Origin of the sequence: Photobacterium arenosum, from assembly GCF_014841115.1 — a bacterium.
In the GTDB taxonomy this organism is placed as follows: Bacteria; Pseudomonadota; Gammaproteobacteria; order Enterobacterales; family Vibrionaceae; genus Photobacterium; species Photobacterium arenosum.
Genome location: NZ_JACYTP010000001.1, coordinates 36,813 through 51,565, shown reverse-complemented (window position 1 = coordinate 51,565; position 14,753 = coordinate 36,813). Strand labels below are relative to the sequence as shown.

Genomic DNA, 14,753 nt, shown 5'->3' with positions numbered 1-14,753 from the left:
CTGACTACGAAATTACCGGAGGCCACCAAGTCGCATTTGTCTATGGCATTGATTTAGCCAAACATAGCTTCAGTATCCACGGTGAAGATCACCAAGGCAAGCTGTTTGATCTGATCCACTAACTCTGGACACTTAGCTAAGCACTGTTCTTCAATTCAAAATTCTCAGGGCTGAGATAGCCAAGCGAACTATGCCTTCTGGTTTTGTTGTAATCAACTTCAATGTATTCAAAAACGGTCTGACGCATGGTTTCCCTGTCCATGATTGGCTCGTACTGGATGGCTTCAACCTTCAGTGAATGGAAAAAGCTTTCCGCACAGGCGTTGTCCCAGCAGCAGGCTTTACGGCTCATGCTTTGAGTAAGTTGATGTTTTTCAATCAGATCTCTATACGCATACGAACAATATTGGCTGCCCCTGTCACTGTGAACTATCACGTTTTTTGGAAAACCGCGGCGGAACAGCGCCATGTTCAGGGCATCGCAAGCAAGTTGGGCAGTCATTCGATTGCTCATCGACCAGCCAACCACGGCATGCGAGTACAAATCAATGATCACAGCCAAATAAAGCCAACCTTCGCTGGTCATCAAATACGTGATATCACCGACCCATTTCTGGTTCGGTCCTGTCGCGTTAAAGTTCTGTTCCAGTAGGTTTGGAGCCACAGGCAGCTGATGATTGCTGTCGGTTGTGACCTTAAATTTACGCGCTGCTTTGGCGACTAAATCCTGCCGTGTCATGCTGTTTATTATGGTTTTCACGTCAGCGCTTTCACCCTTTTTTGCCAGCTCGACCTGGATACGGCGAGCGCCGTAACGCTCTTTGCTCGTATCAAAAACGGCTTTGATTTGTTCATCTCGGCAACGCTGGCTCTTCAGCCGTTTGCTTGGTGCTTTCCCTGATTTACGCCAGGCGTAATACCCACTTCGCGTAACACCAAGCACCAATGCCATGGATTTCAGGCGGAACTGGCGTTGGTGCTCAAGCATGAATTTGAATCGGCTTACTTTTGATTCTTCGCGAAGTAGGTGGCCGCCTTTTTTAGTATGGCTAAATCCTCTGCTTGATCAGCCAGTTGGCGTTTGAGCTTTGCAACTTCAGCGGCCAATTCAGCTTCCCGTTGGCTGGTATTGGACTTTTTCTCAACGGCAGTACGCCAGTTATAGATTTGCGATTCATAAATTTTGAGCTGCCTGGCTGCTTCAGCAACGCCAACACGTTCAGCCAGTTTCAGGGCTTCAGTTTTGAATTCAGCGGTATAGGTCTTGCGGGTCTTTTTGGTTGTCATATTCACCTCGATAAGTCATTTTACTCACTTAACGCGGTGTCCAAAAGTATTGGATCAGATCAATGAGACACAGAACCCAATGCGCGACATACCCACCCAGCCACCAAAAATGCACTCGCTTTATGGATTCCCGCCTGTCGCGGGAATGACAGCTTGATAATGTACATTGATGGTACAAAATCAGGGAAAAATTCAGGACGAATTTTTAGGTTGTCGGCGCCGGGAGCGCCTACAACCGACCCGGACCACACCAAAGAACAAAAAGGGGTTTCTGGGTACTCTTTGCCCCAACAAAGAGTACCTGGCGCGCATCACACCATGCCAAAAGAACCACCAAACTCAAGCGCGACATACTCACCGAATCCCAAAAAATGTTACCCCGCAATAGCACTTCTGCTGCATTAGGGCGATAATCCCCCACACTCAACCCTTAAAGAATACAAAAGTAGATCAAACACAATGACAACACAGTCAACGGTCATTATTGGACTGTACAACCCCAAAAGCCCGACGAATGTTGGCGCAGTGATGCGTGCCGCAGGCTGCTACGACGCGACAGAAGTGCGCTATAACGGTACCCGCTATAACCGCGCGGCAAAATTCCACACCGATACCCATAACAGCCATGAGCGCATTGAATTGGTTGAGATGGACGAGCTAACGGCCGGGTTAGCTGATGATGTAGAAATTGTCTGTGTTGAATTAGTGGTTGGCGCAACGGCATTGCCTCGCTTTACCCATCCGGAAAACGCTGTGTATGTGTTTGGCCCAGAGGACAGCTCACTGCCACAAGAGGTGGTCGATAAAGCCCATCATGTTGTGTATGTGCCTACCAATGGCTGCATGAATCTGGCAGCAACGGTCAATGTAGTCTTGTATGACAGACTAGCCAAAACACTGGGGACGATTGATGATCATCAGCAAATCGTCTCGAACCGTGACAACAAAAACAAGCTGGCCGTCAAAGGCTGCGCTTGACGTAAAAAAGGGCCATAAACTGGCCCTTGCTGTTTCATCGCAACCGTCAAATCTGCCCCCTCTGGGGTGCAGTACTCTCTGAAAAACGCGTCGCGCGGTTTAACCCGGCATACATTGCCAGAACAAGGTCGACAGCGGCGGCAAATCAATCATCAGCACTTCACTACCCGATGCCTCGTCCCAGACGGTGTTCACCGTTTGTTCTACCGGCATCCCGCTGCCCCAGTAATGACTGTCATCACTATTGAGCACTAACCGATACTGACCCGCCTGAGGGACAGGAATGAGATAGCGTTGCCGGGGCACAGGGGTGAAGTTACTGACCACCAGCACCTTGTCGCCATTGCGGGCGAAACGCTCATGCGCGATCACACTGCGGGACGCATCATTCTGCACACACCAGGCAAAGCCGGAAGTATCACAATCCAGTTCATACAAAGCCGGGGTTGACTGATACAGGGCATTTAACGCCCGCACTAAACGCTGTACGCCGGTATGGCGGTCATACTGCAGGTAATGCCACTCCAGCACCCCGTCGTGATTCCACTCCGCACTCTGGGCGATCTCGGCTCCCATAAAGTTCAGCTTTTTACCGGGCTGGCCATACATATACGCCATGTAGGCACGCAGATTGGCCGTTTGCTGCCACTCATCGCCCGGCATTTTATTCAGCAGCGAACCTTTGCCATAGACGACTTCATCGTGGGACAGCGAGAGCACGTAATTCTCGCTAAAGGCATACACCAAGGGAAACGTCAGCGTATCGTGATGGTGCTGCCGGTAAATCGGATCTTGCCGGATATAACTCAGGCTGTCGTGCATCCAGCCCATGTTCCATTTGAACCCAAACCCCAGCCCGCCTTCATAAGTTGGCTTGGAGACGCCGGGAAAACTGGTCGACTCTTCCGCAATCGTCATCGCATTGGGATACAGGCGGTAGACTTCTTCATTCATCCAGCGCAATAAACTGACCGCGTCATGGTTGATATTGCCGCCTTCGGCATTGGGTATCCACTCCCCTGGTTGTCGGGAGTAATCCAGATACAACATAGATGCGACAGCATCGACCCGCAGGCCGTCGATATGAAAATGCTCAAACCAGTACAGGGCATTGGCGACCAGAAAACGGCGCACGTGCTCTCGGCCATAGTCGTAGATATAGCTTTGCCAGTCCTGATGCCAGCCGCGGCGCGGATCCGGGTCGTGAAACAAGGCGGTGCCGTCAAAAAAGGCCAGGCCGTGATCATCGGCAGGGAAATGTGCCGGCACCCAGTCAAGAATCACGCCTAACCCGGCCTGATGGCACTGGTCGACGAAATACTTGAAATCATCGGGCGAGCCATAGCGGCTGGTCGGGGCAAACAGCCCCACCGGCTGATAGCCCCAGGAGCCGTAAAAGGGATGTTCCGCCACTGGCATCAGCTCAACATGGGTGTATCCCATATCCGTCAGGTACGGGATCAGCTCTGCCGCCAACTGCCGGTAACTCAGGCTTTCACCGGATACCTGCCGCCGCCACGAGCCCAGATGCAGTTCATAAATAGAAAGCGGTTGCTCATGCTTAGCTGTCACCTGACGCTGCTGCCATGATGAGTCCTGCCAGTGATAACGGCTGTGATCATAGACTCTGGATGCAAATGACGGATACTGCTCGGCCTGATAGCCCCAGGGATCGGCCTTGTGAGGCAGGCTGTTACCCGCCTGATCGCACAGTGCAAATTTATAGCGTTCACCGGCTGCCAGACCGTCGACAAAACAGCCCCAGTATCCTTGCTCCAGCGCGGATAAAGGGTGGCTGCGACTGTCCCAGTGATTAAAATCGCCCACCACGCTCACCGCCGAGGCATTAGGCGCATACACCAGAAAACGTACGCCGGAGATCGGTGAGCCGCCGGTTTCAAGCGTTAACAGTTGTGCACCCATATGGTGATACTGGCTTGAGGGGTGAGCCAGTTCAGCCAGATCCGGCAACCAGTCTTTGATCTTTACATGTCCGGCGCTCACGATTTACTCCTGCTTCTCGGCAGCCTGGCGGCGTACATCCGTCAACCGCTTAGTCAGATCCATGATGTCCTGACGGTTAAACAAGTCTTCAAGATTCACCGACAGCTTGCGGCGCCAGTTCGGATACTCATCTACCGTGCCCGGAATATTGACCGGCTTATCCATTTCCAGCCAGTCTTCCAGCTGCAGGCTGAGCAATGCGCTGGAACCCGCGGCAAGATGCAACTGCAGCGCTTCGGCCAGAGTACGGTCCATAGGCACATACTGAGCATCACGGCCGACATTGTGCGGCAGGAAGCCATGCCAGTTGACGCTGTCCAGAATGCGCTGTTTGCTCTCGGCACGGCTGTCGAACAATCCCTGCAGTTGCTGCTCATCCGGGTACAAACCCAGATCACGCCCGAGCTTGAGATCGTCACAATGCCAGAAGCCTCTTAAGGTCGGCATATCGTGGGTACACAGGGCCGACATAGACTGAGCGGTATAATGCGACGGCGAATAATAGCCACCGTCTTCAGCGGTTTCGAAGAAAAATACCTTATAAGAGTGAATACCGGCGCTCGCCAGTCTATCGACAATTTCATCAGGCACTGTACCCAGGTCTTCACCAATCACGGTGCATTGATGACGGTGACTTTCCAGCGCGAGAATCGCCATCAGATCATCGACCGGATAGTACATATACGCGCCTTGCTTGGCCGATTCGCCTTTTGGAATCCACCACAAGCGAAGCAGTCCCAGTACATGATCGATACGCAGCGCACCGCAATGGCGCATATTGGCACGCAGCAGTGCAATGAACGGCTGATAGGCGGTTTTGCGCAAGGCCTGAGGGTTAAACGGTGGTAAACCCCAGTTCTGCCCCAGCGGGCCCAGGATATCTGGCGGCGCGCCAACACTGACACCCTGGCACAACGCATCATGATCTGCCCAGGTTTCGGCGCCGGAATCGCAAACGCCGACGGCCAGATCCCGGTAAAGTCCCATGACCATGCCTTTCTCTTCGGCAAGTTGCTGCGCTTCAGCCAGTTGGGTATCTGCCAGCCACTGGAGGTACATATACAGCTGAACCTGCTCTGGATGCGCAGCGATAAACTGTTTTACCGCGGCGTTATCGAAGTGACGATACTGCTCCGGGAAAACCGGCCAGCCCCAGGTTTGATCGTGCTGATTTTTCAGATCAGCGTGAAGTGCATCAAACGCGGCCTGATGCAACAGGCTCTCCCCGCCTGTTTCGACGAAATCAAGAAACTGTCGGCCACGGGCGGTCAGTGATTCCAGATGACGCTGCTGAAAGGTGTGAAACAGCATTGGCAACACAGTCATTTTCAGGCAGGCCACTTCACTGTAATTGACCCAGTTACTGTCACGGGCCGCCACCAGGCGCTGCTGGAATTCGTCACTGCCCACTAATTGCAACGCCTCATCACACTGGGCAAATTCCGGGACGGAACACACATCAATGTAGATAATGTTCAGCCAGCGGCGGGAAGACGGACTGTACGGGCTGGCACCTTCCGGATTGGCCGGAAACAAAGAATGGATCGGGTTCAGGCCGACAAAATCGCCGCCACGAGAGGCAATATCAGACACCAGATGCTTGAGATCGCCAAAATCGCCGATCCCCCAGTTATGACCGGTCCGCACTGAATACAACTGGACACTGGCGCCCCAGAGCTTCTTGCCCTTATCCAGTGCCGGCTGCTTATAACAAGCCGTGGGGGTGACAATCAGTGTCATCTCATAGGGTGACTGACGGCGTTTACGGAAAATCTCAAGCCTGTGATAGCCCAGCGCAAGGTCAGGCAGCGCAAACGTCATACCGCCGCCCTGCTCACGGTCATCTGTCACCAACTGCGACTGCAGCCAGCCTTCCATGACGTCGCCCTGTTCCGTTTCCAGCCGCCAGCTAAAATCGCTGATACGGGCACTGCGTCCCAAAGTCAGTTCGATATGCACAGGTTCACCGCGGTGGACGACTTTCACCGGGGCCAGCACTTCTCTCGGCTGTAATCTGGCCGCTGAGGATTCCAGCGCCTGATCACTGCTGGTATCGTAACCCAGTGCGCTCAGTAACCGGCTCAGTGTCTCAGTACTTACAGATGTTTCCGCCCCCCAGGCACTGATGTAGCTGTCAGCCAGCCCGGCCTGTCTGGCAATCTCTTTCACAACCTTTTCTGTTCTCATTCTTCTTCTCCGTGACACGGTTAAGGCTGACTGTCTCTCCCACAAATTCAGCCTATGTCACTACTTACAATAACGCCGGGACTACACAGCCCCGGCAAAAACATCAGCGTTTTACCGCTTTTAGTTGCCAAATGTTCTCTACATAATCGCGAATACTGCGGTCCGAGCTGAACTTGCCGACCAGCGCGGTATTGAGTATCGCTTTTCGCGCCCAACCGGCTTTATCCCGGTAAGCGTGGTCAATGCGTTCCTGCGCCGTAACGTAATCCGCGAAATCGGCCAGCACCAGATACGGATCGCCCCCTTCCAGCAGGTTGTGTCGAATACCTGCCAGTGCGTCAGGCTCACCCGGTGTAAAGGTATCGCCCAGCAGCAGATCCAGCGAGGCTTTCAGCAGACTGTCAGACTCGTAGTAACGGGTTGGCTGATAGCCTGTCTGGACAAGTTCCATGACTTCATCCACCAGCAAGCCAAAGATGAAGATATTGTCATCACCGACTTCTTCACGGATCTCAACATTGGCGCCGTCCATGGTGCCGACAGTCAGCGCACCGTTCAGGGCCAGTTTCATATTTCCGGTGCCGGAGGCTTCTTTACCGGCGGTCGAGATTTGCTCCGACACATCCGCAGCCGGGATGATGATCTCCGCCAGACTGACACGATAATCAGGAATGAAGACCACTTTCAACTTGCCGGCAAGACGCGAATCATTGTTCACTTTGTCTGCCACTTTGTTGATGGCAAAAATGATGTCTTTCGCCAGCGCGTAACCCGGCGCGGCTTTGGCCGCGAAAATGAACACGCGCGGCTGCATATCAAACTTAGGATCATTGAGCAGACGGTGATAGAGCGACAAAATATGCACCAGGTTCAGGTGCTGGCGCTTATATTCATGGAGTCGCTTGATCTGCACATCGAAGATGGCATCTGTGTTAAGCGTAATCCCCATGTTGTCGGCTACCCAATCGGCCAGACGCTGTTTGTTGGCCTTCTTCACTGCCATGAAAGCGTGCTGGAACTCGGCGTCATCAGCAAAGTCAGCCAATGACGACAGCTGTTCCAGTTTAGCCGGCCAGTCTGTGCCGATTTTTTCATCTATCAGTGCGCTCAGTGCCGGGTTACAGAATTTCAGCCAGCGACGCGGGGTCACACCATTAGTAACATTCTGCAATTTACCCGGATACAGTGCGTCGAACTCAGGGAAAAGATCACGTTTAACCAGCTCCGAGTGCAGCGCTGCCACCCCGTTCACTGCATAACCGCCAATCACACACAGGTTTGCCATGCGCACCATTCGCTGGTTGCCTTCCTGAATGACAGACAGTTTGCGCTTCACCTCATCATTGCCCGGCCATTTTGCCTCGACCAGATCCATGAATCTGTGGTTGATCTCAAAGATGATTTCTAAGTGACGCGGTAACAGATTGGCGATCAGTGATTCGCTCCAGGTCTCCAGAGCTTCCGGCAGCAAGGTATGGTTGGTATAGGCAAAGACTGAATTACAGACAGACCAGGCATCGTCCCAGCTCATGAAATGCTCATCGAGCAGAATGCGCATCAGTTCGGGAATCGCGATTGTCGGGTGGGTGTCATTCAGCTGAATGGTTTCCAGCTTGGCCAGATCTTCAATCGCATGGCCTGCGGCCAGATGACGACGCAGAATATCGGCCACCGAGCAGGCGCAGTGGAAATACTGCTGCATCAGACGCAAGGTTTTACCCTGCTCATGATTGTCATTCGGGTACAGCACTTTCGTGACACTACCGGCCTGAATCGCCGCCTGCTGCGCCGCGATGTAATCGCCGTCGTTAAACAGCGCCAGATCAAACGGTGCCGGCGCACGGCATTCCCATAAACGCAGAGGATACACACTGTTATTCTGATAACCGATAATCGGCAGATCCCAGGCGTTCCCGTCGACTTGCATGCCAGGCACCCAGCGGCGACGTTCAGCGCCAGCGTCATCGGTGTACACCTCGACATGACCATACAAGCCAACTTTCTGGTTCAGCTCCGGACGCAAAACTTCCCAGGGATAGCCTTCCTGACCTCGCCATGCATCCGGGGCTTCCATCTGGCGGCCATGATCAAAGGATTGCCTGAACAACCCGTACTCATAGTGCAAACCATAACCCACAGCCGGAAACTCCTGCGCGGCCAGTGAGTCCATAAAACATGCCGCCAACCGGCCCAGTCCGCCATTACCAAGCGCAGGATCGCGCTCTTCTTCCAGCAAATCTGTCAGGTTCTGACCAAGCGCAGCCATGGCGCCGGAAACCTGCTCATACAAGCCCAGGCTGATCAGATTGTTACCGGTCAGACGACCAATCAAAAATTCCAGTGAGAGGTAATTCACGCTACGGCAGGATTGGTCAGATAACTGCTGCTCGGTTTCAATGAGGTTGCCTGTGCTTATGTCTGCCAGTGCACGGCTCATGGCCAGATACCAATGGCGTGACGTCGCTGTCGCTGGTGTCTGCGCATAGGTAACCAGAAGATGTTGCTCAACCGAAGCCTGAAAAGCCGCCTTATCAAAGGTAGGCACCTTGGTTTGCGTTTGCATCATTCGTTTCTCGCTGTCGGGTTGTAATTGTAGAAAAGGAAAAACTGTTGAGGCTAATGCTGCCTGCGCGGTACTTGAAAAACATCATCCCATGCTGTGGAGGCAGAGGGAGGAGCACGAGGGCGTAGTGATCAGTTCGCGAGAATAGTGTGACAAGCCGCTGACTTTTCGGGTGCTTCACCGCTGCGGTTCCGATGTTTATCACAAATATCGCTGGCAATGCGCTTGTACAGGGAAGTAATAAAAATAACTGTACAGGTTATGGAAATGTGACCGACCCCTTATTTATGGGGATGAGAGGTATAACAACTGATGATTTAGTGAGTAACTCGGGTAATGATAAATACGCCTGCACAATCATTCATCACAATAAAGATTAATCAGAATTATGTGGATACCTTCAAAGCTTACCCGTCCCGGACGGTTACACAATGCGATTATGCGTCCCAGACTGCTGGACCTGTTGCACCAGGCCCCCTCATACCGCCTGGTGCTTTTCCGTTCGCCGGCGGGCTATGGCAAAACCACCATGGCTTCTCAATGGCTGAATGAACATCCGCATACTGGCTGGATTAACCTTGATGACAGTGATAATGACACCTTCCGCTTTGCGAATTACCTGTTACAGGCCCTCAATAAAGCCACAAAAGACGCCTGTCTGAAAACCAGGGCGATGGCCGAGCGCCGGCAATTCGCCTGTCTGAATACCCTGTTCAGTGAATTATTTGCCGAACTGCAGGATTATCCGCACCAGACCTATCTGGTTCTGGATGACTATCATGTCATCAATAACGAAGACATACATGACGGTATGCGTTTCTTCCTGAAAAACATGCCGGATGAACTGACTCTGGTCGTCACTAGCCGCAGCCTGCCGCCATTGGGGACAGCAAACCTGAGGGTCAGAGATCTGCTGATCGAAGTCGATCATGAATGGCTGGCCTTTGATGAAGAAGAAACCACGCGATTTTTCAGCAAACGTGTTGCCAATGAGATCGAAACCAGTGCACTCAGCAGTCTTCGTGCTCAGGTGGAAGGCTGGCCCTCTGCCTTGCAGCTGATTGCCCTGCATGCGCAGCAAAAGCCGAACCATCTGATTGAATCGGCGCTGTCTCTGGCCAACTTTAATCGCAGCCACCTTTGGGACTATCTGGCTGAAGAGGTCTTTGATTTACTCGATGAAGACACGAGATCCTTCCTGCTGCAATGCTCTGTGCTGGATATGTTTAACGCTGAACTGGTGATTGATTTAACCGGGCGCAGCGATGCACTGGTGAAGCTGGAGTACCTGAACCGCTACGGACTCTTTATCACCCCGCTGGAAGGGGCAGATAACTGGTACAGATTCCATCACCTCTTTGCTGAATTTCTGCGCCACAAACGTCACTCGCATATTCCTGAACAGCGGAAGGATTTGCATAACAAAGCGGCGAAAGCCTGGCTGAATCAAAGCAGCCCGCAGCAAGCGCTTTACCATGTGCGAAAAAGCAACAATCAGCCGATGATGGTCTCTATTCTCAGCGATCATGGCTGGAGTATGTTTCACCACGGAGAACTCAAACTGCTGGAAGAATGCATAGCAACGTTAGATCGCAGCATGCTCTTTAGCAGCCCGCGCCTTATCCTGCTCAGACTCTGGCTGGTTCAAAGCCAGCACAGGTATAACGAAGTGGGCGATCTGATTGCGGAATCTGAAGCTGAAATGCAAAGTAATAACATCAGTTTCAATGATGCCCTTCAGGGCGAATTCAATGCGCTACGTGCGCAGGTTGCGATTAATCAAAGCAAACCTGAGGAAGCCTTATTGCTCTCTGAGCAGGCTCTGGGACAATTGCCGGCCAACACCTATCGCAGCCGCATCGTCGCCACCTCTGTGGTGGGTGAAGTCCATCACTGCCTCGGCAATCTGAGCCGTGCGCTTCCTATGATGCAGCAGACTGAAAAAATGGCTCGCCAATACCATGTGTATCATCAGGCACTCTGGGCCTTGTTGCAGCAAAGTGAAATACTGCTGGCGCAGGGCTCAGTACAGCCCGCCTTTGAGCTGCTGGAGCAAGGATTCAAGTTAGTCCGGGAGCAGCAATTACAGCAAGTCCCCATGCATGAATTTCTGCTGCGTCTGAAGTCGCAGATACTCTGGTGCTGGAACCGGCTTGATGAAGCAGAAGAAGCAGCACTGAAAAGCCTGGATGTGCTGGCCCCCTATGATGACACTAAATCCCTGCAGGCTTACTCAATGCTAGCCAGAATTGCTATCACCCGGGGTGAACAGGACAAAGCCGCCCGTTATCTGCAACGCTGTAATGACCTCATGGAAACCGCGGATTTCCACATAGACTGGCGCGCTAATACTGATGTCGCCAATCTGCTTTACTGGCAGCAAACCAAAGAGCTGGAGAGTGTCCGCCACTGGTTATCACAGGCAGAACAGCCGGAAGGCGCCTGCAACCATTTCCAGCAGCAACAATGGCGAAATCTGGCCATGGCGCACCTGATGCTGGGGCAGATTGACGAGGCCCAGCATATTCTCAGCATGCTGCTGGACAGTTGCGATAAGCATCATTTGATAACCGACAGAAACCGTAACCTGATCCTTCAGGCCGTGATCAGGAAAAAAGCCGGTGATCGCAACGCCGCGTTAACCCACCTTGCCGAAGCACTACGGCTGACCAACAGCACAGGCATGGTCGGCAACTTCCTGATTGCAGCCGAAGACATTCAGGACTTACTGCAAGAACTGATTGATGAAAAACTATTAAACGAGTTGTCGCAACACAGGGCACGTCAGTTACTGCGTGAAATGAACAGTAAAGAGCGCCATCGGCTGGTCCATTTTGATGAAGCCTTTGTGGAAAAGTTGCTCAATTTACCTGACTTGCCCGAGCTGATTAGAACCAGTCCGCTGACACAAAGGGAATGGCAGGTGCTGGGATTAATTTATACCGGTTACAGCAACGAGCAGATTGCTTCTGAACTGGACGTGGCCGCTACGACGATAAAAACGCACATTCGTAATCTGTATCAGAAGCTCAACATCGCTAACCGCAGCGAAGCCATTGAAACCGCTCAGGAACTGCTTAGCCTGATGGGTTACCAGGCATCTTGATACTCAGGTATTAAACAGGGGGAGGCTCTCCTCCCCCACAACTCATCCCCGGCTCTTTTTGCAGACAATCAGCGTTCAAGCAGATCTGCTGTCGTGACCGCCTTAATCTTGGTTGGAAAACTATCGGCTGCCGGCAGCACAAAGGTATGATGCTGCCGGATCAACTCGCCGGAAGCATACGGCTTGTCATGGGTTGTATGCGCATCAGACACTAATTCAATCTCATAACCCAGCACTGCCGCACGCCGCGTGGTGGTATCCACACAAAAATCCGTCGCGTAACCGCAGACGACAAGTTGTTCGATTTCAAGGCGATCCAAGGTGGTTTTCAGTACCGTATCATGGAAGGCGTCCGGCGTCGTTTTACGCACAAAAACATCGCCTTGTGCGGTGATCAGATCGGTATGCAACTGCCAGCCTTCGCTCTGATAGGCTATCTCAGTATCAGGCTCTTCATGCTGAACAACAATCACAGGCAAGGCTTTCTCTCTGGCCCATGTGGTGAGCTGATTAATCCGTGCAACCACGGCATCAGCTTCAAATGGCTGAGGCTCAGGTTCAAAGCAGATACGCTGTACGTCGATAACCAGAACGGCTGTTTTCATCGTGTGTCCTTACATTATTGTGTGGTGGAGAGAATGTCAGTGATAGTCAGTCAACAAATGCACAATATGCAGTTAAACCCATAAATTAACAATCCTGATGTCGCTATTAACCTCCGGCTAGTTCAACTTTTTCGAACGATCTATTCACTTCGGCACTCTGGTACTGCGCCATGGTCAAAGTAAGATGAAGGCACGGGAAAGGCATTCGCTGCAAGAAGGGGAGTCAGTATGTTTCACGCTCACGTGTATTTTGATTTACCACAATTGGATTTAGCTGAGCAGGTGCGCCAGCGCATCATTACAGAAAGAAAAGCCGATATTCTGGCGATTTACCCGCTGGTGCCACGCTTGGTAGGCCCACACGACAAACCGATGTTTGAAATGCATTTTGCCGATAACCAGACAGGCTTTATTGATTGGCTGGATCAGCACAGAGAAGGTCTGTCTGTACTGATCCACCCGGTATCAGAAAATGAGCTCAATGATCACACAATTCATGCTCGCTGGCTGGGTAAACAATTACCCGTGCACACAGAGATTTTTACAGCTCAACGGCAATCTTTTCCGCCAGAGACATAGCCAGGTTATTGTCGTAGTACGCCGCTTCATTAATGAAATGCGGGTAAGCTTCATAATCGCCGTCCCAGCAAATCTCACTGCCGTCAAACAGGGTAAAGATAGGATCGCCGCCATGCAGAGGTCTGAAATCGTTATCCTGTACATTTTTATGCACCATGCCGATTCGCTCGCCTTGCGCGTTTTCTGGCAGTTTTAAGGTTTCTGTGTAACGGAATGCTTCATAGGTCGGGGGCAGTTCCGGCAATTGGCCTTTGTTATACAGATCGACATAATCCAGGATATGACCTGTCATTGTCTCCATCCAATCCAGCACATCCTGGCGAATGACAGATTGCGGCTGAGGGCCAATCTCAACAATCACACCCTGCTCTGCAATAGAGCAGACAAACTTATGCTCAGCCAGTGGAATTTGATCTTCAAAGACCACTACAGCTTCAGGCATCTGCGCTTTAACATACGCGCCCATTCGAATATTGAAATCATCCGATTGCAGCACTATTAACGTAGGCCCCATGTTGCTGGTTGTATTGTGTAAATCAATGATGAAATCTGTTTTGGCATCCCCTTTTGGCCCCAAAACCGCATTCATGACCTTTGCCCTGCTTTGCTCGTAGTTCGCCAGCTCAGGGTTGGCCAGATCTTCTACCGCAAACTGACGGTTCAGATCGCTGTCAAGGTAGCGTTTATTCTCTTCATGCGCTTTGGGATTAGCAAACAGAGTCTGCGTAGTGAAGCTCTCTCGGGTAATGCGACTGGCATCTTGTTGCCATTTGCGCAGCAAATAAATACCGCTGAATTCATTACCGTGAGTACCGCCCACAACGGCTACAGAATTAATGCTTTTCATCCTTATCATCACCACTTGGATTATCAGAAAACTTGAAGAGAATCTCAGTATGCCAGCCTTCTTTGCGGCAAACAAACGAATAAACAGGCGCATTCAAGGCAAATTTATTCAAACGCTTAATGCGTTACCTTGCCTCTCATTGATTTGACCTGCCCACGCTGGGTTTTCTTATCTACCCGCCGCCGCTGAGAGGATTTGGTCGGCTTTGTGGGCTGGCGTTTTTTCTCTTGCCTGGTTGCTGACTGAATCAAGGCCTGCAGCCTCTGCAGCGCATCTTCTTTATTCTGCTCCTGAGTTCTGAACTGCTGAGCCTTGATGATAATCACACCCTCTTTGGTTATCCGCTGATCAGAGAGCTGCAACAGCTTTTCTTTATAAAAATCAGGCAAAGTGGAGCGCTTAATATCAAAACGCAAGTGTATGGCACTAGAGACTTTATTGACATTCTGCCCTCCCGCTCCCTGAGCGCGAATGGCGGTAATTTCTATTTCCCAGTCTGCTATTTGTACTGTGTTCGATATCTGCAACATAACCACTTAATCGTTTGGACTTCCCTACTGGTATTATCTGGGCCTGAAGCATGAAATGCCAGTGAAA

9 protein-coding genes and 1 pseudogene are annotated in these 14,753 nt (G+C 51.6%); 3 read left to right on the top strand and 7 right to left on the bottom strand.

The features are described 5' to 3' along the window. Nucleotides 1-136: 136 nt before the first annotated feature. Nucleotides 137-1,287, bottom strand: a protein-coding gene (locus tag IFO68_RS00155) for an IS3 family transposase (RefSeq protein WP_192013596.1) whose coding sequence is annotated in 2 segments (ribosomal slippage) — nucleotides 137-1,044 and nucleotides 1,044-1,287 — 1,152 coding nt in all. Because the reading frame shifts where the segments join, the coding sequence is not laid out codon by codon here. A gap of 459 nt (nucleotides 1,288-1,746) precedes the next feature. Between IFO68_RS00155 and IFO68_RS00150 the strand changes: the two genes are divergently transcribed. After that, the gene (locus IFO68_RS00150) at nucleotides 1,747-2,265 is read left to right on the top strand and encodes an RNA methyltransferase (RefSeq protein ID WP_192013594.1); all 519 of its coding nucleotides are present in this window, start codon (nucleotides 1,747-1,749) and stop codon (nucleotides 2,263-2,265) included. Nucleotides 2,266-2,364: 99 nt separating this feature from the next. On the opposite strand, the pseudogene glgB reads toward IFO68_RS00150, so the two are convergent. From glgB to IFO68_RS00135, 3 genes and pseudogenes are all read right to left on the bottom strand, one after another. After that, nucleotides 2,365-4,221, bottom strand: a pseudogene (gene glgB / locus IFO68_RS00145) (1,4-alpha-glucan branching protein GlgB); the annotation flags it as partial. Nucleotides 4,222-4,272: 51 nt separating this feature from the next. Next, the gene (gene malQ / locus IFO68_RS00140) at nucleotides 4,273-6,456 is read right to left on the bottom strand and encodes a 4-alpha-glucanotransferase (RefSeq protein WP_192013592.1); all 2,184 of its coding nucleotides are present in this window, start codon (nucleotides 6,454-6,456) and stop codon (nucleotides 4,273-4,275) included. Nucleotides 6,457-6,559: 103 nt separating this feature from the next. Then, on the bottom strand, nucleotides 6,560-9,022 hold the full coding sequence (locus tag IFO68_RS00135) for a glycogen/starch/alpha-glucan phosphorylase (protein WP_192013590.1): 2,463 nt from the start codon (nucleotides 9,020-9,022) through the stop codon (nucleotides 6,560-6,562). A gap of 385 nt (nucleotides 9,023-9,407) precedes the next feature. Between IFO68_RS00135 and malT the strand changes: the two genes are divergently transcribed. Next, entirely contained in the window at nucleotides 9,408-12,125 is a 2,718-nt protein-coding gene (gene malT / locus IFO68_RS00130) for an HTH-type transcriptional regulator MalT (RefSeq protein WP_192013588.1), read from the top strand. A gap of 68 nt (nucleotides 12,126-12,193) precedes the next feature. Here the strand turns inward: malT and IFO68_RS00125 are convergent, their stop codons facing one another. Continuing rightward, entirely contained in the window at nucleotides 12,194-12,730 is a 537-nt protein-coding gene (locus IFO68_RS00125) for a cysteine hydrolase family protein (RefSeq protein WP_192013587.1), read from the bottom strand. Between the two features lie 228 nt (nucleotides 12,731-12,958). On the opposite strand from IFO68_RS00125, the gene IFO68_RS00120 reads away from it, so the two are divergent. Next, on the top strand, nucleotides 12,959-13,309 hold the full coding sequence (locus tag IFO68_RS00120) for a DOPA 4,5-dioxygenase family protein (RefSeq protein ID WP_192013585.1): 351 nt from the start codon (nucleotides 12,959-12,961) through the stop codon (nucleotides 13,307-13,309). On the opposite strand, the gene IFO68_RS00115 is transcribed toward IFO68_RS00120, so the two are convergent. Together IFO68_RS00115 and arfB are read right to left on the bottom strand one after the other, a co-directional pair. Then, on the bottom strand, nucleotides 13,272-14,156 hold the full coding sequence (locus tag IFO68_RS00115; protein WP_192013583.1) for an aspartoacylase: 885 nt from the start codon (nucleotides 14,154-14,156) through the stop codon (nucleotides 13,272-13,274). The genes IFO68_RS00120 and IFO68_RS00115 overlap by 38 nt on opposite strands. Before the next feature lie 116 nt (nucleotides 14,157-14,272). Further along, complete coding sequence (gene arfB, locus IFO68_RS00110; protein ID WP_192013581.1) at nucleotides 14,273-14,686, bottom strand: alternative ribosome rescue aminoacyl-tRNA hydrolase ArfB; 414 nt, start codon at nucleotides 14,684-14,686, stop codon at nucleotides 14,273-14,275. Nucleotides 14,687-14,753: the final 67 nt, after the last annotated feature.